The sequence below is a fragment of the Lysinibacillus sp. LK3 genome (assembly GCF_001043675.1).
Lineage (GTDB): Bacteria > Bacillota > Bacilli > Bacillales_A > Planococcaceae > Lysinibacillus > Lysinibacillus capsici.
Window position 1 is genome coordinate 86,682 of record NZ_LDUJ01000014.1, and the last position, 21,205, is coordinate 107,886.

Genomic DNA, 21,205 nt, shown 5'->3' on the forward strand with positions numbered 1-21,205 from the left:
GGTGGGGTTCCCCACCAATTCCCCACCATAAAAAATAAAATAGAAATTCTTTTCTTATATATCTTGAGCAAATGAGTCAAAGATGTTCGCAGCATCTCTAGCCATTTTCTCAGTGAGGTGGACATAGCGATCTTCTGTTACAGTAGCTCGACTATGTCCTAATCTTTTTTGTCCTGTTTTAACAGGTGTACCATTTTCGATTAAAGTTGTAGCATGTGTGTGGCGTAAGGAATGATAGTTAAAACTAATATTTAACTTTTCGCTTATTTTTCTAGTATTATATTTAATTACACTTGGCGTACAATGTTCGCCATTTTTTTTTTACATACATAATCATGTTCAGAATCCTTTTGATAAAACTTACTATATTTTAAATTGATTTTCTATTTGTGCTTTTTTAATACGTTTTAGCATTTCTGCGAGCATATTACCAAATGGAATTGTTCGATAACCAGCCTTTGATTTTGGAGGTCTAGGTTGCCATTGTGCTTTCCCATTTTCATCTTTAATACCAACTAATTGTTGTTCAACCTCCAATGTCATTTCTTCAAAATTTATGTGTTTCCATTCAAGTCCACAAACTCCTCCTACACGCAACCCGCAGTGGAAATGGAGATTTAAAAGGATTAGAAATTATCATTGCACAACGTAGCGCTTAACAGTAGGGGCCGGTTACCTTAATTGGTAATGGTTTTTTTTTACAAACATAGAATCAAATTATGCAGTCCTACTTAATAAAAATACTGATGTTATCGATACAGTATATAATCAAAAAGAAAAGAAATTGAAATGGTTAAAAAGCAATTGGCAGTACCAAGGAGATATTAAGTAAAAAAAGCACTACGGGAGATCCAGTATAAAGGTAATTCATATATAACATTACAACAATCCATGGTATAGTCACTGTGGATTGTTGTAATTTAGTTAATATAACTATTGCTAATAGTGTAAAGGGGTTTAAATTATGGCTTTATTAAAAGATTATAGTGATCAACCTAATTGTGAAGTTGAAATAAATTTAATTTTAGTTAATGAATCTAGTGTGAAATTTAATATTCTATTTCGATCAGGTCATAGTTTTCCTGAAATAAGTTCTGAAATAGTTTGTATGAGAAGAGACTTTTTTAAATTATTAGAAGATCTAAGACAAATTGATACTAAACATCTAAGTATGTTAGAGGTCCATGATCCTGGTTTATGTATTTATCATATCCCACTATTTGGTTCTTATTATTACCCTGGAAATGGTTTTCTTCAAGTACCTGAACATGAAAGAGACGAATGGGAACCTTATTATAGACTAATTTTTGTGTTAGATGCAGGGGAGAGAAATAATCATAGTGCATCAGAAACTGGGCCTGCACTATGTTTAAAAGTGAAAATGGAGCAAATTAACGAATTTGTAGAGACCTTAATATCAGAGGCAAATAGATTTTGAGTTTATAATAAAATCAATGTAGTAGGATATTTAACTAATAGAACATAATAAAGCCTTTAATATAAAAGTTGAATAATTTTTAATCAGTGACCAAAATAAAGACCAGGCGCTCATTTGAACTGCACCTCCAATTGTTGTATGTGTCTAACAATTGGGGTGCAGTTCAAATGGGTGGTCTTAAATTTTTCCCCATCAAACCTAGAGCAAGGCTGGGGAGCGGTCTAATATGAAGTCTAATCATGCATTTCATATAAAAGAAACCCCATATAAAAAACGTTCAGTACCTTTTTATAATTGATTAAATATAAGTGATAGTCTTCCAAAAAATATAAATAGACCTAATTTGGAGAATTGGCTTTTATAATAAATGGAAATAGTTATCCAAATAAACTTTATTTGAGGTATTATTAAAAGAGTTCGAACAAAATTGAACTAGAGGGAGGAGTATGTAATATGAAAATACAAAGCGTTATTATAACAATTGTCGCACTTTTATTTGTAATTATTGCAGGGTGTAGTTCAGAGACAGAAGAAGAGTCTATGGGCGAAGTTGAAAAGGAAATTCATACGCAAGAACTAGTAGAGTCTATGTTCAGTGAGGACAGCCTGGAGGCAGCGAAAGAAAGAATAGAGGAACGGGGCGGCTCAGTTTATATGATTCCACCACCTGAGCATACTGCTATCGGAGAAAATCAATCAACTGTAGTAGAACTTAAAGAGTCGGACATTTTAGACGGAGAAGATTCTAGTTTTGAAAATTATGACAACGTAGGAGAAATACGTCTTGATACGTTAGAGCTGGACTCTACTTTTGAGGAGCAAGATACATATATTAATGTCATGCTTACAGAATTAGGAATGGAGAAAGCTTATTATGCAATGCGTAAAACTTTATTGTGGACAGCCGGTAATCCTCCAGATGGACTCGAAAAACATAGTGATGGCACTCTATCTTTTTATCTAAGTAAATACTCTGAGCTTATAAATTGTCACTTTCAGAGCGCTAACCCTGACGTGAAAGAAAAAATTATCAGAAACATGCAGAACGCTTATAAAAACAATACACCTATAATTGTCTATGGAGAATTTGAGGAGTTTCTAGACGAAGAAGGATACTCTGGCTATCGTCTTATCATACATCGAATAGGCTTTAAAGAGGTCATAAATTAATAAAAGAATTTGATAAAAATCTTGAATTATTCATGGAAATGATGTTTAGAAACCTGCCAATTAAGACCACTCTGTTATGGGGGCTTGAATGTTTTCTTCCACCTTCATGTCACAGTGTTCAGAGCCTACTAAGAGATAAAGAAAAATATAATGAGCATTTCTGCGAGCTTATGAAAATGGTAATCGGTAATATGATAAATGCATATAAAAAAGAGGAACTTCGGAATAAAATTTGGTGCTTCCTTTGATTCCAAAACAACCATTATTTAACTATTCAAAATGGTATAATACATACACAACGTAGTAATTAGTCATAATAATGCCCAGTTACTTGTTTTTATTGAGTACTTGGGCATTTTTTGTTTTGGCTACTATCCTCTGCTTTTTTTCAGAAAGTTTACAGTGAATGTTTTCGAAGGTCTCGAATCTCCTACTTTTAATTAAGTTATTTTTCCTTACTTTTTTCTTTTTCAATTTTTCTAAATAATAAATAAACTATTGAAATTATCATATAAAGTATGACAAAATTTAGAAGCACGCTATTTTCACTTTTACTGGCTATATATACGTATAACCCTATTACCACCGCTAATATGAATGATTTGTTTATTGAAATCATATTACTTCCACCTTTTCTCAATATTAGAAATAATTTTATAGTACTTTCATATAATTTTATATTAATAGCCCTTTGTAATTGCAATCTATTCAATTTTTAGAAAAATCAAATTATTAGCGAAGTGCAATTTAAAGATTTTACGAAACGCTCCGTAGCTACTTGCTTTGAAATATGGAATTCAAAATCCCTAACAATACATTCATCTAGATTATTTCTATTACTATGTAGGAGTTTATGACATGACTATTAAATGGAACAGAGAAGAAATACTTTTCGATACTCTATATGAAGCTGACACCCGGGCAGATTCAATTGCAAATGAAATATATGGAAAAATTTACAACGGATATGATACTCCAGATTACAAAATAGCCTATTCGCTGCTTTTAGATCAGCTTCTATAAAAGAGTGTAGAGTTTATACAGAAAATAGTATTGAAGGTAGATATAAAGTTTGGGTATTTTTGAAATTGAATAGTAATGATGAGGTGCTTATTTAATATTGAGTAGTTAATTTTTAGTAATTTAAGGTTCTTCCTTTTCATTTATTTAAATGTAGTGGTGTAGAAACTAACGAAGCAACAGTATGTCCTGAGCTTCTCTCACTCTCTCTTTCATTTCCTGGAGCTTTAAGGTATATAGGCACCCACAACTTCAAAAGTTAGTTTGTCATCAACAATAATATATTTTATATCTATTTCTTTATCAGATTGGAACAACAGAATGTGTACTATTTGGATAACTGTTTCTACCTGAGCTTGCAGCGTATTGCAGTTAATTATGGTCACAGTTAAGTAGAGTTATTACTTTGGGATTGTTGGTTTAAATAGTTCACATTTGTTTCATGAATAGATTGGGTGATTGTTTAAATGAAACCAAGCATAGAATTAGCTTGATGGTCATGTTGAAGAATTTTATAATATCGTTATAGAACAGTATTTGGTAGTTGAGTTTAGATTAGTAAGTCAAGAAAGGTGAGAGGTCGTTGGGACAAATTAAAATTTATGGTGTTAAGGGAAGGTTAAATCCCATTAAGGAAACATTATCGAATATTATCCATTCTTGTATGGTGGACGCACTTGAATATCCATTAGATAAGAAATTTCATCGCTTTTTTCCTATGGACAAAGAGGATTTTTATTTTGCAAGTGAAAGAACTGAATCATATACAATAATAGAAATTAGTATGTTTGAAGGTAGAACGATTCAAGCTAAAAAACAATTAGTAAAGCTACTATTTGAACGCATAAATAACAAATTAAATATTTCACCTCAAGATGTTGAAATTACAATTTTTGAAACGCCTAAACATAATTGGGGAATAAGAGGGTTACCTGGGGATGAATTAGCACTTAATTACAAAGTAAATATTTGATATAAAGCTGCTAATTTTTTAGAGTTAATTCGACTATGTGAAATGTGCTCTGTCTTATTAATTATCTGACCACTAAAAATCGGTAAATGAAGAACCTATAAGGACTAAAATAATCTACATAACTTTATTTAATGAATGATTCTAAATAATGCTTGAAGCAATGGGTTTGTCGCTATTCACAATTTATTTACTATTTTTAGGGAGGAGAAAATTGTATGAGTTATATCATAGACATTTCACATCATCAAGGAGATATTGATTGGTCTGAAGCGGTTAAAGATGTTGATTTGGCTATCATCCGCACTCAATATGGTACAAGCACAATTGACCGTAAATACGTTCAAAATATAGAAGCTTGTATGAAGTACAAGGTACCTTTTGGTGTTTATATTTATGTTACCTTTAAAAATGGTACTGAGGCATTGGAACAAGCAAAAGACTTCTATAACAGAGCAAAAAACTATAATCCGCTATTTTATGTTGTAGATATCGAAGAAAGCTTTGGTGCTAGTGTCCAAAATATCGTACAAGGCACACAGGTGTTTATTGATTATTTAAAAAGTAAGGCTGTAAAAGTCGGGCTATATACAGGCCATCATTTTTACAAACCTTATCTGATGGATACCGTTAAAAATTATGATTTCCTGTGGATTCCTCGCTATAGTGGCTCTAGCTCACCTGGACTAAAGCCAAACTTTGCCTGTGACTTATGGCAGTACACAGACAAAGGGATTGTAGCAGGTATTAAAGGAACTGTAGATTTAAACCAATTAAATGGATCTAAGTCTTTATCCTGGTTCACAGATACTGATAAGAAGAAGGAAATATCATTGTCTCAGTATGAAGAATTAAAGAAAGAAAATAAACAACTAAAACAGGAACTTACTGAAATGAAAGAGTTATTAGTTGGGATAAAATCAAATGCTATGGTATCACCAGCACATAAAGAAGATTGGGAGTGGGCCATTGAAGAGGGAGTTATACGAGGCGATGGCAAGTGTATGAATCCTACAGATCCACTCACAAGACAACAAATGGCAACGATGCTCAAACGTTTCTATGATAAATTTATTAAATAATAGCATTTTCTCGCCCATAAGTACCTGAGAACTAGCAGCAAAATATTTAGCCTAATATTGAGTGTATTCGTCATAAAAGGAATCACTATTTATAGTGATTCCTTTTATAGTGCGACCAACCTGTTTGAAATTTAGTGAAACAATAGGAAAAACTTGGCTAATAAAAAAATGGGGACTCCTACAATTATTACGCCTGCAAAGAAATAACAAAACAACATAAAAACATCGAAAACCGCACCAGCTAAATCATCAATGAATTTTAACATTTCATTCCCCTCCAAACATAATAAGTATTAGCATTTATAATCTCTTTATTGCTTATCAATCATCATCCTGATCCAAAGTCTTTTTTAGAGTCTTATCCCACATATCGAGAGTCCCGTAAATTGTTATTAGGATATTTTCACCAGATGGTAACACTTGAAAGCTAAGTGGAAATCATACTGAGTATTCATTGTAATTTGTCATACCCTAAACCACGAACCTTATGTGTAATTCCTAATAACACCCTGTAAATCATTTGGGAAAGTGTTTTATATTGTATGCATAAAGCATGTTATTGACTAAAGATTTGTTTTTTACATTGAGGTTCTTGTGTAATCTGATAGAGCATTTTTTACTTCTATATTCGAAATGGTAGTGTTCGTTTCCATATCATATGGTGACTATTTGCTCCCCAATAGTTTTCAAGGACAAAATCAGGCTGTCCAAATTTCTTCTGCCAGATCATTTGCGCTTGTTTATATCCACTATCTAAACAAAAACTAGGAACCCTTCGATTTTCTAACGTTAGGAGCATTTTCTGTAGTAGCATGGTGCCGATCCCACGATTTTGATAGTTAGGATGAACAAAAACGGTACCGATTTCTAGACAATTGAATAGTTCCTCTTTGATCGTTTGTTGAATGATTTCGTTGGCTGCACCGCATTCGATAGTGCCTATTATGTCATTGGTTTCATCATTTAAAGCTAACCAGAAAAATCTTTTTTTGCCCTGGCTTTCTAAGTCCATTGCTACATACTGTTTTTTCGTTTCCCATTCATCCTGTTGATCGTCCACTAGCTCGGCAATTCCTTCTTTTTTATAAGTATCCCGAATGACAAGATCAAAGAATTCGTGTAACGCCTGGATGTCCGACTGTTCTGGACGTCTAATAAGTAATTTCATGATTGCTTGCTCCTTATAATGGATGTCGATGGTGGTTTAGTAGGGATCGAGCTCGTTGCACATCCACATCTAGTAAGTCATTTATATCTTGCTGTACTGCGGTCAATCGATCAAGTGCCAGCTGTAACCAATGATCGGAGGCATCATATTTTTCAGCGTGCCATAGCAACTCTCCATAACAAATGGCAGCACGAATAAATGTGATATGGTCATTCAGCAGATTTGCCAAATGGGTGGCTTGTTTGAGACATACTTCCCCTTGTTTTACCTTGCCATAATCTAAATAGCGAAGTGCTTTCAAAAATTCCGTGTTGGCTTGCTGTAATATCTGTTCATTCGCATGTTGCATGACAGATCGCTCCCATCCGTTATTTTTGTTCACGTTATGCATACTACCAGTCTATTTTAATGATTATAACATGTTCCCCTTATTTGGTTAATGATGGGGTATGTTAAAATGCAAGAAAGACACTTGGTCATCAAAAGGAGAGAATTCCATTGAAAGATTTAGAAAAGAAAGTCGATGCAGTATTACAGCAAATGCGTGATTTTATTGATGAGCTTCAGGAGCGGGAGTCAGCCTATCCCATGGTTTTTTATCATCACTCAGAAAAGGATATTAGCCAATTTGTGGATGGTAGGTGGTCATTGCCAGCAGAGTATGTTTATTTTTTGAGACATTATGTTGTTGAAAGGGTTACATGGGCTACAGGTGATTATATTAATCTAAATATCTATGGCGCAAGAGATTTAATACGTGGGCAGGAGGGCTATAATTATAATCCAGTGACAGATGAGATGATTGAGGATTGGCCACATGATTATTTAGTCATTGCAACAGATGAAGGCGATCCCTATTGTTTGGATCTATCAAGAGGTGATACGGCTGTTTTTACCGCTCCCCATGGGACAGGCAATTGGCATTTTTCAATGGCTTATGACAATTTAATTTTGTTCCTTGAAAGTGTACTGATTCCACCTAGTTTAGAAGAAATGTTGCCTGAAGAAAGTTCTGTAGCATACTATGAACTAACTATTACTGGGGACGGAAAAGATAAACTAAAGACATTATTGTTGCTAAAAAAATTATTATCTTATGATTATTCACAAGCGAGAAAGGCTTTAGAACAGCCTCCGCTAGTAATTTATAGGGGAGTTGAAGCAGGTGCCTTAAAGTTAGAAGCCGAGTTACAGGCTATCCGTGCAGATTTTCAAAAAAGGAAAATTAGCTTAGCTGAATTTATTGAATGAGGGAAATTAACAAGAATGATGGATATCCCTCCTCTAAAGCAGGAAAGGAAGTGTAAGGATGAAAATTAACAAAGCATTAGCACAACACTATCAATGGGGTGCACAGTGTGATGGCTGGCATCTTGTACAAAATAGGGAGCTTAGTGTGATACATGAGCGGATGCCTGCTCAAACAGCTGAGGTAAATCATTATCACCATCATGCACAGCAGTTTTTCTTTGTTCTTTCAGGCACAGCTACAATAGAACTGAATGACCAAAGAATTGAGTTAAAGCAACATGACGGAATTGAAGTACCACCAAATTTACCACATCAAATGCGAAACGATTCACAAGAAGATGTTGAATTCCTCGTGATATCGCAGCCAAATAGCAGGGGAGACCGAGAGCTGCTTTAACTATACGAAAGTAAACTCATTCTTTTGCATGAAGCCATTCTTATCAGCTACTTGTATAGTAGGGAGTGTAAAGGGGTGCTTAAAGATGAAGATTACGAAGGTAAAATTATATGTCCATGATATGCAAAAAATGGAGCAGTTTTATGTTGATCTGTTAGGTTTTACATTGTTAGAAAGAACAGCTGACTATTTTACAATAGCCGTGGGAGAAAGCAGGTTGACATTTGAAAAGATGCCTTCTAAAATGCCAAAGCAGTATCATTTTGCATTAAATATTCCTAGTAACTTATTTCAACAGGCAAAGATTTGGGCAGAAGAGCATGTAGGCTTGCTGGATTCAGAGGGGCAGGATGAAGTCTATTTTGAGTTTTTAAAAGCATATGCATGCTATTTCTACGATCCAGAAGGCAATATAGTAGAGCTTATTGCAAGACAGGAAATAAATCCGAAACATGCTGAAGTTAATTTTTCTGTAGAGCAAGTGTTACATATTGGAGAAATCAATTTAACGTCAGATGACATTCAAACAATTGCTGAAAAATTAAAGAAGTATGCTATAAACCCTATAGCAAACAAGGAAATTCAACTGGATGGCCTTAATTTTCTAGGAAACTATGAAGACGGAGCCAATATCCTATTAGGACCGAGTGGACGTCTGTGGTATTTTTCTGATAAGAAAGCAGTTATCAGCCCGATTAGTATTGAAATAGACGAAGCTTTACAATTAAATATGGATGAAGAAGGGCAATTAAAGCTTCTGCAACTCTAACATCATAAACTTATTGTTGATTAAATATGTGTTATTTTGTATATTTATTCAAAACAAGGAGGGTGTTATATGTATATAATCAAAGAAACAAATCCGACGATAGACTCGTATAAAGCATTGCACCAAACAACTGGCTGGAATGCAAAAGGGCAGTATACGTATGAACAATTATACAAGGCTATTTGTAATAGCTGGTTCAGTACATCTATATATGATGAAGGCAATCTAATTGGCTATGGACGTATTATCTCTGATGGTATCTATCAAACATTTATCTGTGATGTGATGGTGCACCCTGATTATCAACGAAAAGGAGTTGGCACAATGGTGATGGATGCTCTTTTAGAGCAATGTCAGAAAGAAAATATAAAATGGGTTCAATTATTTTGTGCCAAAGGTAAACAACCTTTCTATCAGAAGCTTGGATTTAAGGAACGTGAAATAGATGCTCCTGGTATGATGTTGTTCTATACAGAATGAATAAAGGAGCTAGAATCGTTGAAAGCAAAATGCCTAAAAATTTATGAATTTGGAAATCCGCAAGAGGTTGTAAGGCTAGAGAATAAAACAATCGAGCCTCCTCAAGGTCAAGAAATTCTTGTTCGCATGCTAGCCAGACCGATTAATCCCTCAGATTTAATACCAATATGGGGGAAATATGCTCATAGAATCACTTTACCAACCATCCCTGGCTATGAGGGAGTAGGAATAATAGAAGCTGTTGGACCGCTTGTTTCACCAAGGCTTATTGGTCAGCGCGTATTACCGTTACGGGGAGAGGGAACTTGGCAGGAAGTAGTGAAAACGCAAGCAGATTTTGCAGTGACTATTCCTGACACGATGAATGATTTTACAGCATCACAAATGTATATTAATCCAATTACAGCCTTCGTAACATGCTCAGAGGTACTTAATTTACAATCAAACGATGTCTTATTAGTAAATGCTTGTGGCTCTGCCATTGGACATCTCTATGCTCAACTTGCGAAATTGCTAGGCTATCAACTTATTGCTGTGACACGAAGTAATCAGCATACTGAAGAATTACTGCAACTTGGTGCAGCTTTTGTCATTGATACCTCTCATATGCCACTTTACGAAACCGTTATGGCATTAACAAATGGTAGGGGAGCAGATGCAGCAATTGATTCGATTGGTGGAGAGGCTGGCAATCAGCTTGCCTTCTGCGTAAAGCCCGAGGGTATTTTTTTAGCTATTGGTCTTTTATCGGGTATTCAGGTAAATTGGACAAACATTGTGAAGGAAGCAAAGGTACAAGCGAGGATGTTTCATTTACGCCATTGGCAACGTCAGACGTCAATTGAAAAATGGCAACAAACGATGCAACAACTTATACACCTTGTACAGGAAGGCTCCTTAAAAATGATGAATGTACATGCTCGTTTTCCATTATTGGCTATCCATAAGGCAATCGATGCTGTTGAGGGAACTAAAAAAGGAAAAGTATTTTTAACGAATGTTGATTAAATAACATACTACCGTCGTAGTTGAGCTACTACGTGTAGTATGTTTTTTTATCGGGACATGAGTGTTTTTAGCTCTGGAGAAAATAGTTCATACATTGTCCTGCCCCAAAAAGTGAGCAAGTCGCTCAAAAGAAGTGAGCCTCCGCCCAGATTAAAGAATTCACTAGCAATAGTAGTAACATATCTTTAAAACTAACTAAATTAGTAATTTGAGGTAATAAAGAGGTATGATAAGGTTAGGTGTTTTTAAATAAAGGAGTACAGATGATGGAGAAGATCAACCAACTAAAACAGTCAATACAACGATTGAGTGAAGCTGATGCGAAGTCGATGCTTCTTTTAACTTTAATAAATGAACAGTCAAGAGATAGCATGTTACAGTTTTTATTACAGCAAGCTAAGGAGCAGGATCCTTCAAAGGTACAAACGGTGCATATTGTATTCGGTCATTCACCTGGGGGGAGCTTGAAAGCAGCCTTTCGTAATCCTGACTATGCTAAGTCCGAGGAGATTATTGTTGTGCCAGGTAATTTTTCTGTTGGTCCTTTGAAAGATGTACATACAAGGGACGGAATTGAAGCTCGTTTTCAATGGTTGGAACAGCGCTATCTAATAGAAGATGATGGATTGATCATATGTGAGAGGGAGATGAAGGAAGCCATAGAGAAAATTAAAAATATCCCCCCTCATCAGGATATACTGATTTGGACTTGTCAAAATGCTCATGAGCAAATAGGGCTTCGACTCGTTTTGGCGATGCTCGAACAGAAAACAAATGATATCTATGTATTAGATACTTTTCAGTTATTTCATGAGTTATATACTTTACCACAGTTAGCAGAGGATCATTATCCAAGATCGACTGGAGAGGTCAGCACAGAGGATTTACTTTACTTTTATGAACATTTCCAAAGATGGCCATTAAAAGAAGCATTGAGGCACTCCCTATGCAAAGAAGGGCTAAATCTGTTAATGGATGATTACGATTGCATACATACATGGAAATATCATGAACTTTGGGGAAATAATAATGAGGATAGAGAGGATGACTTGATCATTACCTGTGCTAAACGTTTACAGGAAGAACAAGAGGAAATTCATTACGAAGTTGCAGCTAGGTTAATTGGAGAGGTACTGGGGCATATGGAAGAATTGAGAGAGGCTGAATGGATTGACTATCGTCTGCGTCAATTAATTCAGCAAGGCATTTTTTCTTATGAAGGTGAGTTAAAGGGAATATTACACTATAAAGTAAAGTTAGCAGATGCAACGAACTATAATCCTTCATGATTTTTATGATATAATTTTTTTGATATAGACGGTTAGAAGGAGTGAGATCATTGTTAAAAACAGAAGTATTTGAACAATTAAAAACGGCAATGAGAGAAAAAGATACGTTAGCGAAGGGTGTATTATCTCTTTTAAAGTCAGCATTAGATTCAGCTGAAAAAGAAAAGGGAGAGGCTTTAACAGCTGACGAAGAAATAGCTATTATTAATCGAGAGGTCAAACAAACAAATCAGGCTTTAGAAGGTGCACAAACGGCTGGGCGAGCAGACCTGATTGAAAAAGAGGAAGCCAAATTGACACTTTTGAGATCCTTTTTACCAAAGCAATTATCAGAAGAAGAAATTGCAGAGAAATTAGTGGCAGCGGGTGTTGGAAAAGGAATGAACATGGGAGAAGCCATGAAAATTGCAAAACCATTGCTGACAGGTCAGGCTGAAGGTGCCGTTATTTCAAAAGTTGTGAAAAATATTATTGCCTAAACTTTTACATTTTGGTAGGAGAGTTTTTATGGAAAGAAGAATCCGCTATGCCAAAAATGTGCATAGCGGATTTGTTATTTTTATAACTGGAATTTTTGAATGATATTGCGGAGCTGTTGAGCCATTTCAGCTAAGTTATTAGAGGAAGCTGTTATTTCTTCGATACTTGCAGATTGCTCCTCAGAGGCAGCAGCTACGTTTTGAATATTGCCTGAAGCTTGAACAGCTACGACCCCCACTTGTTCAACAGAACTAGCAATACTGCTAACACCTTCATTGATATTGGACATCACGTTATTGACATGGTTCATTTCTCTCGTCAGTGCAGTGACTTGGGTATAAATTTCAGCAAATGCCTCTCCGGATGCATTGAATGTTGTTGAGCTTTCGGCAAGATTACTGCTACTGATAGCCATTGATTTGACGGCTTGTGCAGATTCTTCTTTAATCGTTTCAATGCGTGTACGAATACTGTTAGTTGCCTCTAAAGATTGATCGGCTAATTTACGGACTTCCTCCGCTACAACTGCAAAGCCTTTACCGTGTTCGCCTGCACGCGCTGCCTCAATCGAAGCATTTAATGCAAGTAAATTCGTTTGATCTGTAATTTGGGTAATCAATGTCACAATATCCCCAATTTCATTTGTGTATGTGCTTAAACGTTCTACTACAGCTGCTGACTCTTGTATAGCCTGAGATGTTACGGCCATTTTTTCAGTAGCATCTTGGATTGTTGTGTTGCCTTTTTCTGATATAGCAGATGCTTGGAATGCCTTATCTGTTACATCGGTTACACTTGTCACTACCTCTGACATTTTGTTAGAGATGGTTGTAATATGACTATCCACTTCTTCAATCGAAGAAGTTTGCTTTTCTGAACCCGCTGCAACCTCTTGCATAGAAGAGGTTATTTGCTGAATGGATGCACTTGTCTGTTCAGAGCTTGCTGTTAATTCCTCCGACATTGCGGCCACTTGTTCAGCATTTTGAGCGATTTGTTTAATTAACGAACGTAAATCTTCCGTCATGTTTTCAATGCCTGATGAAAGCTGGGCAATTTCATTGGAACCTTTTATGTGAAGAGGTTCAACAGCCAAATCTCCCTGTGCAACTTGACCAACATAACGTGTCATTTTTTTTATTGGCTTTGTAATGCCTACACTAATAAAGTAAGCAACGATTATACCAAAAATTACAAATACTATCGTTAAAATAATACAAATCCAAAGTGTTTCCGTTTGAAGCTTAGAAATGAAGGAAGCATCCATATCTAAACCGAAAATAATATCTGTATCTTTAAATGGGATAAAAATGGATTTATGGATACCATATTCATCCTTATAAATATCACTTGTTTGTGTGTTACCACTAGCTACGGCTTCATGCATTTCTTCACTAAATACATAATCTTGCTGATGATTGTCGGTATTACTTAGAGCGACGATATGTTCCTTACCATTTGCTTTAGAAAGGATATAGGCGTTTTCAACATCATATTTTTTAACCGTTGCATTCAATTGATCTAAAAGCTTTTTGTATTTGTCAGGGCTACCATTATCCGCTGCCTTTACATCATTTTTCTCAATATCTTCAAAAATCGTTGTCGATGTAATCTCTAAAGTAGATTCAAATTGTTTAATAACAAAGTTGTCAATAATGCGGTAAGAAACGGCAAATAACACAATACTAAAGAGCAAGGAAATAATCGCTATTGGAATGGTGAAACTGGCAATATATTTGTAGAGTAAAGAACTCTTAAATTTAGTGACGATACGCAATGTGGGACGCCTCCAGTACTTTAAGCTTTTGCTGTAAGAAATGAATCATATTAGAGATGTGTTCTGTCTCCGTATAAGGTGAGATAGAGAAAAATTTTGCCGCTGCAACTGGTACTTGTTGTGTTGTATCACTAGTACTAACCGTGCAAACACGCGTTGTGTCACCAAAGAATACTTCGTCTCGACCTTCTCCAATAATTTCAAAGAATGAAGCATTGATACCGTTTATGTGTTCTATTTGGTCTTGTGTATAGTGACCAGCTTGTTCAGCTTGCCAATTCATGCCATCTGGATATAAACGAAACGCTGTGACTGGCCCAATATTGGATTCATTAACCACCTGTAGCATTGGCGTTTTCGCAGCTAATTGAGCACGGAATGCTAAATTCACACGTACATAATTAGCTAATAGTTGTTGATAGCCCTCTTTGCCGAATGCCTGCAATGCAGCAAAAATAGCAATGGAGCTACCCATTCGAGAGCATTCTAATGTATAGCCAGTATGATAAGAGCCATAACCACGATTGCCTACATATGGCGTATCAAAGTCCTCAATATCTAGTAGCTGTAAACTTTTACCTTCCTTAATTAAAAATAGACTAGTTAAATAAGGTGTTTGGCCAAGCTTTTGGAAATCAAAGCATAGGCTATCCGCAATGGCTAGATGTTGCATACGTTCATGGATTTGTGCTAATCCCTGTAAAACCTCTGACTCGAATTGGAGTGGGTTTTTATTAAAATCATAATCATTGAAGAAGGCATAAAAACCACCTAAAGCCGAATCAGCATGAATATGTACTGGTTGTAAGTTGTATTTCTTCTCAAGGGTTGTTGTGACTTCTTTGATAGCTTGGACATCATCAATACCAAATTGATCAGTAGCACCTGTTGTCGCTACTACATAGACAGGAATACCACCATTTTCGATGACGTCTGTCATACGTGCACGTAAGTCTTCTACATCCATCGAATGATCTTTACCTGCTTTTACACGCACTAAATGTTTACTGCCGATACCCACGGCTTCTACTGATTTTAAAAGACTGTAATGGGCATTCTCTGAAGCAAAGCAATATAAATTAGTAGGAACACCATCTTCTTTTGCTTGAGGGAATTGTTTTGCAATGGCAAGACGAAGTCCACTAAAAACAGCACCTTGTCCACCCCATGTAGTATAGCCAAAACTTTTCGTATAATCATAGCCTACTAATTTAGACATCATTGCTACTACTTTAACCTCACACTCAGCAGCAGCAGGACCATAAACATCCCATAAATTATTGCCATTCAATAGCGCATTTGTAAACTGTCCTAACACTCCAGGAATACTTGCCATCGGTAAAACATTTGTTACAAAGTTACGTGTATGATAAGGGTGTCCTTGCATTAAATGTGTCAATTCTTTTACAACTTGATCTAGTCCGATCCCAGTTGTTGGCACTTGATGCTCTTGCATAAGCTCTTGATAAAAATTAGCAGATCGCTCTTTCATTGGACCAAGAGTTGTCTTATTTGGGTTCTTTAATTCATCTAATGAGGAAACAATTTTCTCTAATAGGGACAAAAAATTCTCTCTTTGTTGGATATTTCCATCTTCGCTCTGGAATAATTGTTGGATATTTTGCATATTCATCATCCTTTTGTAGTTCATATTTCCTCTATTTTTACTTTGATAAAAATAGGACATTATACTAAAGGTATAATAGCATATTTTAGCAGAGATGGTGATTATATTTTACTGAAAAAATATTTATAGACATTTCTGAAAAATCTAAGTTTTATTGACAAATTCTAACTATGTTACTGTAGCTTGATTTTTAAAGAAATATCTTAAAATGAAAAAGGATGATGATATTATTATAAGAAAAACTTTAAGAGCTATTACTTTTTATCTATTTGACTAGTTAAAAGAAAAAATCTGCACAAAGAAAGTGCAGATTTTAAGAATTTCGTTATAGTTTGTTTATTTTGTGGTTTCAAAATTATAGACATGCTGTGCTTGTTTTTGAATCATTACTTGGGGTGTTAATTTTAATAACTTATTTCTCAGGCTAATTAAAAAACGATTATTCATCTGAGCCATTTTGCCAATATTCCATGATTGCTTAGAGATAGTATTTACTTTTTCTTTTCGATGGGCATTGTAGTTGGCAAATGCTTGAGTGATATTTTCATACTTATTAAGATATTCTGCTAATATTCGTGCGTCTTCGATTGCTTGACATGCCCCTTGCCCCATGTTGGGTGTAACTGCATGCGCAGCATCCCCAATAAAAACGGTACGATGATGATAGAACTTATCCATTGGTACAATATCAAACACATCACGGTGGATCATTTGATGTTCATCCGTATTGTTTAATAAAGTTGGTATTGGAAAATGATATTCTTTAAAATGATTAAATAAATCAGTGGTAGTAAATTTTATATAATTAGCATCATTGGGCTTTGCATTGACAAGAGCATACCAATAGACTTGATCATTTGGTAATGGAACTATCCCAAATCGCCCCTGGGAGCCCCATGTTTCGAAAAATGATTCCTTAATATTGGGTATTCCTTTTGTAGCCATTACGCCACGCCAGCATGTGTAACCAGCATAGCGATACGAACTATTGGGAAATAGTTGCTTGCGAATAGGGGAATGAATCCCATCAGCAGCAATTAAAATGTCGCCAGTCACAATACTATTGTCTTCGAATGTCACCTGTACGCCTTGCGAATCCTGTATGACATGTGAAAAATTTTTGCCCCAATTAACAGTGTTTGGCCTTAATGCTGACAATAGAATATTATGTAAATCCTTTCTGTGGATGGAATACATGTATTGATAACTAGAAGGAATCGTAAGTTTATTAAGCATCTTTCCTTGCTCTGAAAGGATATGGAAGCCATCACTAGGTTTGCCTCTTTCCTTAATTGTTTGAGCTATCCCGAATGGCTCTAGAGCTTTTAAAGCGTTTGGTGCAATGATAATACCAGCTCCTGCAACAGTTGGTTTTGAAGCCCTTTCATAAACTGATACATCCATGTCCATTTTCTGCAGAGCTACAGCTACACTTAAACCTGCTATTCCACTGCCTACTACAATAATTTTTTTACGCATTCTTATCCTCCATTCTTTTAAATTATTTACTAATGCCTTTCCAAACAATGTCTAAATGTTTTTCAAACAAAGCTTCTATATCTTTTTCTTCACTGTGCTGTAAAGACCAAGATAATAATGTGTGGAAATATGTGCTGATGATGGAAGAGGCGATAATAGGTGTTTCGTGCTCACTTTGTAAAGTGCCATTTATTTTTGCTTGTTCAACAATGCTTTCTATACTTTTTTGTAACTTTTGAATACTGTTGTATTCGTTTTCAACTAAATAGGAGGATTTCATAATTTCCATAACAACTAGCTTCATTAACTCACTATGCTCTGTAAGCCTTTTCAATAAATCACCCAATAACACTAAAATGAGCTCTTTAGGGTTTTCTATATAGTGATAATGATTTAATTGTTTTGTTAATTTTTCTAATTGTGATGTACCTAAATAAAGTAAAATGTCATCTTTCCTTGAAAAATAATTGAAAAAAGTACCTTTAGCAATGCCACATACCGAAACAATTTCCTGAACGGTTACAGCCTCATAACCTTTTTCCTTGAATAATTGAATAGCCTGTAGAAAAATTTGCTCTTTTAACTCTTTTTTACGCTCTGCTCTTAGCATTTCTGAAACGGGCTCCTTTATAAAAAAATGACCAAAGTCAAAATATGACCATGGTCAATATAATATTTAATATTACTTTTTGCAATAATATGTCTAGCTTATTCATAAAGTTTTCAAAAACATGAAACAATCTCATGACGCTTTAAATTTGAACAGGTCATCTATCGTGACAAATGTATAGCCCTCATCCGTAAGGGACTGAAGAATTCCTTCTATTGTCTGTAGTTCGTTGTCAGTTTGATCATACATAGGGTGCAATAAAATAATGGAGCCTGGTTGAATGTTTTCCTTTACATAATTTATTTTATCCTCTGTCTTTGTAAAGAACGTGTCAGGCTCTAAGTTCCATGTAATGGTCTCGCGTTGATGTTTATTTAAGTAATAGGGAAAGCCGATTAACTTTTTACCATATGGTGGTCTTACTACGGGTGTTTCTTGATAGCCAATATTGGCAATAAGGGCATCTGTTTTTTCTATTTCATTTTTAATAAAGGAGGGGCTTTTTAATACCATACGTTTATGAGAATACGTATGATTACCAATCTGGTGTCCTGCTTCCACTATTTTTTTAGCCTCTTCTGGATGTTCTTCGATATCCTGTCCAATTAGAAAAAAAGTGGCTTTTACTTCGTAGTCCTCTAATAACGACAGAATAGAGCCAGTTTTGTCAGTTGGTCCGTCATCAAATGTCAATGCAACCACCTTTTCTTGAGTTTCAACCCGAGAGGTAATAGGACCAAATAATTGATAGTCACGTGCATTCATTAATTTATAAGCTGAAAATGCTAATGCAAAGATCAAAATAAATCCGATTCCACTATAAGCCAGTTTCCTTTTCATTCACTGTGTCCTCCCTTTCACCCTAAAGATGTATGGTTTTAATGTATGTTATCTGAAAAACAATATCAATGTTGTTACGTATTGAACCTCGTTAGCTGTTTGAATACCAAAAAAATACCCATACTACAATCGAGGTGAGAACATGTATAAATTATTATCACATAACGATTTAGACGGAGTAGGGTGTGGGATTTTAGCCAAGCTTGCTTTTAACGATAAGGTGAAGATACGCTACAATTCCATTACAGCACTTGATCGCGAAATCGAATTCTTTTTGGAGAATGATCAACAGAAAACATTTTTGTTTATTACAGATCTTTCTCCAAATGAAGAGAATGAAAAAAGGATTCATGATTATTATCAGGCGACTGGTAATGTGCAATTGTTGGACCATCATAAGACAGCACTCCATTTCAATCAATATGAATGGGGAAAGGTATTAATTGAGGATGAGCAAGGCTTTTTAACGTCAGCTACATCTTTATATTATCAATACCTGGTTATCCATGGACTATTAGAAAAAACAGAAGCCGTTTCTGAATTTGTAGAGTTAGTAAGACAATACGATACATGGGAATGGGAAAAGAACGGCAATTTACAAGCGCAAAGATTAAATGCACTCTTTTTTCTAGTGTCTATTGAAGAATTTGAAGAGAAAATGCTTGAGCGTTTAAAAACAAGTGATCACTTTGACTTCGATGATTTTGAAAAGAAAATTTTAAGCATGGAAGAAGAAAAAACAGAGCGTTACATTCGGCGTAAGAAACGGGAGCTTATTCAAACTACTTTGGGAGAATACTATGCTGGGGTTGTCTATGCAGAATCCTATCTTTCTGAGCTTGGTAATGAATTGGGAAAGGAAAATCCGCATCTTGATTATATTGCGATGATTAATATGGGCAGTAAAAAGATATCCTTTCGAACAATCCATGATCATATTGATGTGTCAGCTATTGCCGCCAAATATGGTGGAGGTGGACATCAAAAGGCTGCTGGCTGCTCATTAACAGAGGAAGCTTACAAGCAGTATGTAGTGGCAACATTCCATATAGAGCCTATTCCAGAGGATGCAAAAAGAAATCGTTATAATGTAAAAGGGTCTACGTTTGGAACTTTCTATAAAAATCAGCAAGATGAAATGTTTATGCTCTATTCAAACGATGAGGTTGATTGGATAATTGAAAAAAATAACATGCTACTGACACAATCCTTTGCGAGCTTTAATGAAGCGGAGTGGTTTTTAAAGCGAAATAAACAAGCATGGCTAGTAAGAGATGATCTCTTTGTGGACTATTTAATGCGTGAAGTCAATAAAGGTCGTCATCTACATAAAGGGATGTAATATCCTTTTATACATAAATGAATCTTCAACATAGAAGGTTATATAATGCATGATTGAGCACTACAATGAATCATAATGATTTTTATAAAAATGAGGTGTACGGTTGTCCAATGATATGATTCGAGTTGTGGATTTGGATAAGGAAAATCGGAGAAGTAAGAAGTGGCTTATTGTTGTGATCCTTTTATTAATGATTGCTAGTGGATCGACGCTGTATTTGTGGTGGGATCAGGATGTGAATTTTGAAGCCTATAAAACGGATGTAGGGAAAACAGCTAGCAATAGCTTAGGACGGTTAACATTAAATGAAGTGATTATAGATGACAATCAAATTTTACTGAATGCAACTTTCGAACCTGGAAAAGAGTTTAAGCCAGACCATCAAGTATTTTTCTTTCCGCAAATTCTTGTCAATGGGCAAGATTATATGGTTCGTAATGGAGGACAGTCCATAGCAAAGTCTGCCAACGTCTATACGATATACAATAGTATTAAAATGGATGATTTTCCGGCTGATGAACAATTAGAATTAGTTATTCGTTATAAAGATTGGAATGTTGAAACACCAATTGAGAAGCCTTGGGAATTTCAGGTAGATGCTTCACAAGAGCAATTACAACAAGATCGTGAAATCTTTTCCATTGATAAAAAAGTGAAGCATGTTGATCAGCAGGAAATAACCATAGACAAAGTTGTCTCCACACCTATTTCCACAACGATTTATTTTCATGCTGAGGAAAGTGTTGTCAATGATGCGTTACACTTTAAAATCCAATCAAAATCTGGACAATCATGGGATTTTGCAGCACCCTATCCATTAAATAAAGAGGGTACAAGGTGGGGAAGTCGTGTAGATGCACTCTATCTAACAGAAAAAAAATACACTTTAATTCCAATCAATAAAGAGGGTAGTAAAGTAGGTTCTGCAATTAAAATAAAGAGAGATGAATAATGAAGTAAATTTTACAAACTCTTAATCTAAAAAAAACTGCTTTCCGTGTAAGATGA

General features: G+C 35.3%; 21 protein-coding genes and 2 pseudogenes. 14 read left to right on the forward strand and 9 right to left on the reverse strand.

The window, feature by feature from the left end; all coding sequences use genetic code 11:
* Window positions 1–54: 54 nt before the first annotated feature.
* Window positions 55–627 (reverse strand): annotated as a pseudogene (locus VK91_RS23045) (site-specific integrase).
* Window positions 628–964: 337 nt separating this feature from the next.
* Here VK91_RS23045 and VK91_RS08400 point away from each other — a divergent pair.
* The 5 genes and pseudogenes from VK91_RS08400 to VK91_RS08420 all read left to right on the forward strand — a co-directional run bounded on the left by VK91_RS08400 (window position 965) and on the right by VK91_RS08420 (window position 5,680).
* A complete protein-coding gene (locus VK91_RS08400) occupies window positions 965–1,438 on the forward strand; it encodes a hypothetical protein (protein WP_048392160.1) in 474 nt (157 codons plus the stop codon).
* A 453-nt stretch (window positions 1,439–1,891) separates the two neighbouring features.
* Window positions 1,892–2,608 carry a hypothetical protein gene (locus VK91_RS08405; protein WP_048392161.1) on the forward strand — a complete coding sequence of 239 codons (717 nt, stop codon included), beginning with the start codon at window positions 1,892–1,894 and terminating at the stop codon, window positions 2,606–2,608.
* 858 nt (window positions 2,609–3,466) lie between these two features.
* A pseudogene (locus tag VK91_RS08410) lies at window positions 3,467–3,726 on the forward strand (hypothetical protein).
* A gap of 485 nt (window positions 3,727–4,211) precedes the next feature.
* The gene (locus VK91_RS08415; RefSeq protein WP_036076271.1) at window positions 4,212–4,601 is read left to right on the forward strand and encodes a tautomerase family protein; all 390 of its coding nucleotides are present in this window, start codon (window positions 4,212–4,214) and stop codon (window positions 4,599–4,601) included.
* 215 nt (window positions 4,602–4,816) lie between these two features.
* A complete protein-coding gene (locus VK91_RS08420) occupies window positions 4,817–5,680 on the forward strand; it encodes a GH25 family lysozyme (RefSeq protein ID WP_048392162.1) in 864 nt (287 codons plus the stop codon).
* 131 nt (window positions 5,681–5,811) lie between these two features.
* Here VK91_RS08420 and VK91_RS23200 read toward each other — a convergent pair whose 3' ends face one another.
* The 3 genes from VK91_RS23200 to VK91_RS08430 all read right to left on the reverse strand — a co-directional run bounded on the left by VK91_RS23200 (window position 5,812) and on the right by VK91_RS08430 (window position 7,197).
* The gene (locus tag VK91_RS23200; RefSeq protein ID WP_004226973.1) at window positions 5,812–5,946 is read right to left on the reverse strand and encodes a hypothetical protein; all 135 of its coding nucleotides are present in this window, start codon (window positions 5,944–5,946) and stop codon (window positions 5,812–5,814) included.
* Window positions 5,947–6,302: 356 nt separating this feature from the next.
* Window positions 6,303–6,848 carry a GNAT family N-acetyltransferase gene (locus VK91_RS08425; protein WP_048392163.1) on the reverse strand — a complete coding sequence of 182 codons (546 nt, stop codon included), beginning with the start codon at window positions 6,846–6,848 and terminating at the stop codon, window positions 6,303–6,305.
* A 13-nt stretch (window positions 6,849–6,861) separates the two neighbouring features.
* The gene (locus tag VK91_RS08430) at window positions 6,862–7,197 is read right to left on the reverse strand and encodes a hypothetical protein (protein ID WP_048392164.1); all 336 of its coding nucleotides are present in this window, start codon (window positions 7,195–7,197) and stop codon (window positions 6,862–6,864) included.
* A gap of 149 nt (window positions 7,198–7,346) precedes the next feature.
* Between VK91_RS08430 and VK91_RS08435 the strand changes: the two genes are divergently transcribed.
* From VK91_RS08435 to VK91_RS08465, 7 genes are all read left to right on the forward strand, one after another.
* The gene (locus VK91_RS08435) at window positions 7,347–8,099 is read left to right on the forward strand and encodes an SMI1/KNR4 family protein (protein ID WP_048392165.1); all 753 of its coding nucleotides are present in this window, start codon (window positions 7,347–7,349) and stop codon (window positions 8,097–8,099) included.
* Window positions 8,100–8,157: 58 nt separating this feature from the next.
* Complete coding sequence (locus tag VK91_RS08440) at window positions 8,158–8,496, forward strand: cupin domain-containing protein (RefSeq protein WP_048392166.1); 339 nt, start codon at window positions 8,158–8,160, stop codon at window positions 8,494–8,496.
* Between the two features lie 85 nt (window positions 8,497–8,581).
* A complete protein-coding gene (locus tag VK91_RS08445; RefSeq protein WP_048392167.1) occupies window positions 8,582–9,265 on the forward strand; it encodes a VOC family protein in 684 nt (227 codons plus the stop codon).
* Between the two features lie 69 nt (window positions 9,266–9,334).
* Entirely contained in the window at window positions 9,335–9,745 is a 411-nt protein-coding gene (locus VK91_RS08450) for a GNAT family N-acetyltransferase (RefSeq protein ID WP_036076278.1), read from the forward strand.
* Between the two features lie 18 nt (window positions 9,746–9,763).
* A complete protein-coding gene (locus VK91_RS08455) occupies window positions 9,764–10,753 on the forward strand; it encodes a zinc-dependent alcohol dehydrogenase family protein (RefSeq protein WP_048392168.1) in 990 nt (329 codons plus the stop codon).
* 266 nt (window positions 10,754–11,019) lie between these two features.
* A complete protein-coding gene (locus VK91_RS08460; RefSeq protein WP_048392169.1) occupies window positions 11,020–12,042 on the forward strand; it encodes a DUF1835 domain-containing protein in 1,023 nt (340 codons plus the stop codon).
* A 50-nt stretch (window positions 12,043–12,092) separates the two neighbouring features.
* Complete coding sequence (locus VK91_RS08465; protein ID WP_048392170.1) at window positions 12,093–12,521, forward strand: GatB/YqeY domain-containing protein; 429 nt, start codon at window positions 12,093–12,095, stop codon at window positions 12,519–12,521.
* 80 nt (window positions 12,522–12,601) lie between these two features.
* Here the strand turns inward: VK91_RS08465 and VK91_RS08470 are convergent, their stop codons facing one another.
* The 5 genes from VK91_RS08470 to VK91_RS08490 all read right to left on the reverse strand — a co-directional run bounded on the left by VK91_RS08470 (window position 12,602) and on the right by VK91_RS08490 (window position 18,855).
* Window positions 12,602–14,299, reverse strand: coding sequence for a methyl-accepting chemotaxis protein (locus VK91_RS08470; protein WP_048392171.1), 1,698 nt, complete (start codon window positions 14,297–14,299; stop codon window positions 12,602–12,604).
* Complete coding sequence (locus VK91_RS08475) at window positions 14,283–15,926, reverse strand: pyridoxal-dependent decarboxylase (protein WP_048392172.1); 1,644 nt, start codon at window positions 15,924–15,926, stop codon at window positions 14,283–14,285. Before VK91_RS08475 ends, VK91_RS08470 begins: the two co-directional genes overlap by 17 nt.
* 336 nt (window positions 15,927–16,262) lie before the next feature.
* On the reverse strand, window positions 16,263–17,405 hold the full coding sequence (locus tag VK91_RS08480; protein ID WP_048392173.1) for an FAD-dependent monooxygenase: 1,143 nt from the start codon (window positions 17,403–17,405) through the stop codon (window positions 16,263–16,265).
* 22 nt (window positions 17,406–17,427) lie between these two features.
* Complete coding sequence (locus VK91_RS08485; protein ID WP_048392174.1) at window positions 17,428–18,015, reverse strand: TetR/AcrR family transcriptional regulator; 588 nt, start codon at window positions 18,013–18,015, stop codon at window positions 17,428–17,430.
* Window positions 18,016–18,147: 132 nt separating this feature from the next.
* Window positions 18,148–18,855, reverse strand: coding sequence for a polysaccharide deacetylase family protein (locus VK91_RS08490; protein ID WP_048392175.1), 708 nt, complete (start codon window positions 18,853–18,855; stop codon window positions 18,148–18,150).
* A gap of 142 nt (window positions 18,856–18,997) precedes the next feature.
* Between VK91_RS08490 and VK91_RS08495 the strand changes: the two genes are divergently transcribed.
* Both VK91_RS08495 and VK91_RS08500 read left to right on the forward strand, forming a co-directional pair.
* Window positions 18,998–20,197 (forward strand): DHH family phosphoesterase, encoded by a 1,200-nt coding sequence (locus VK91_RS08495; RefSeq protein ID WP_048392176.1) that lies wholly within the window; start codon window positions 18,998–19,000, stop codon window positions 20,195–20,197.
* Window positions 20,198–20,300: 103 nt separating this feature from the next.
* The gene (locus VK91_RS08500; RefSeq protein ID WP_048392177.1) at window positions 20,301–21,149 is read left to right on the forward strand and encodes a DUF4179 domain-containing protein; all 849 of its coding nucleotides are present in this window, start codon (window positions 20,301–20,303) and stop codon (window positions 21,147–21,149) included.
* Window positions 21,150–21,205: the final 56 nt, after the last annotated feature.

Coding starts and splice junctions, on each gene's coding strand:
- VK91_RS08400 (WP_048392160.1), top strand. CDS start 965: ATGGCTTTATTAAAAGATTATAGTGATCAACCTAATTGTGAAGTTGAA.
- VK91_RS08405 (WP_048392161.1), top strand. CDS start 1,892: ATGAAAATACAAAGCGTTATTATAACAATTGTCGCACTTTTATTTGTA.
- VK91_RS08420 (WP_048392162.1), top strand. CDS start 4,817: ATGAGTTATATCATAGACATTTCACATCATCAAGGAGATATTGATTGG.
- VK91_RS23200 (WP_004226973.1), bottom strand. CDS start 5,946: ATGTTAAAATTCATTGATGATTTAGCTGGTGCGGTTTTCGATGTTTTT.
- VK91_RS08425 (WP_048392163.1), bottom strand. CDS start 6,848: ATGAAATTACTTATTAGACGTCCAGAACAGTCGGACATCCAGGCGTTA.
- VK91_RS08430 (WP_048392164.1), bottom strand. CDS start 7,197: ATGCAACATGCGAATGAACAGATATTACAGCAAGCCAACACGGAATTT.
- VK91_RS08440 (WP_048392166.1), top strand. CDS start 8,158: ATGAAAATTAACAAAGCATTAGCACAACACTATCAATGGGGTGCACAG.
- VK91_RS08445 (WP_048392167.1), top strand. CDS start 8,582: ATGAAGATTACGAAGGTAAAATTATATGTCCATGATATGCAAAAAATG.
- VK91_RS08450 (WP_036076278.1), top strand. CDS start 9,335: ATGTATATAATCAAAGAAACAAATCCGACGATAGACTCGTATAAAGCA.
- VK91_RS08460 (WP_048392169.1), top strand. CDS start 11,020: ATGGAGAAGATCAACCAACTAAAACAGTCAATACAACGATTGAGTGAA.
- VK91_RS08475 (WP_048392172.1), bottom strand. CDS start 15,926: ATGCAAAATATCCAACAATTATTCCAGAGCGAAGATGGAAATATCCAA.
- VK91_RS08480 (WP_048392173.1), bottom strand. CDS start 17,405: ATGCGTAAAAAAATTATTGTAGTAGGCAGTGGAATAGCAGGTTTAAGT.
- VK91_RS08485 (WP_048392174.1), bottom strand. CDS start 18,015: ATGCTAAGAGCAGAGCGTAAAAAAGAGTTAAAAGAGCAAATTTTTCTA.
- VK91_RS08490 (WP_048392175.1), bottom strand. CDS start 18,855: ATGAAAAGGAAACTGGCTTATAGTGGAATCGGATTTATTTTGATCTTT.
- VK91_RS08495 (WP_048392176.1), top strand. CDS start 18,998: ATGTATAAATTATTATCACATAACGATTTAGACGGAGTAGGGTGTGGG.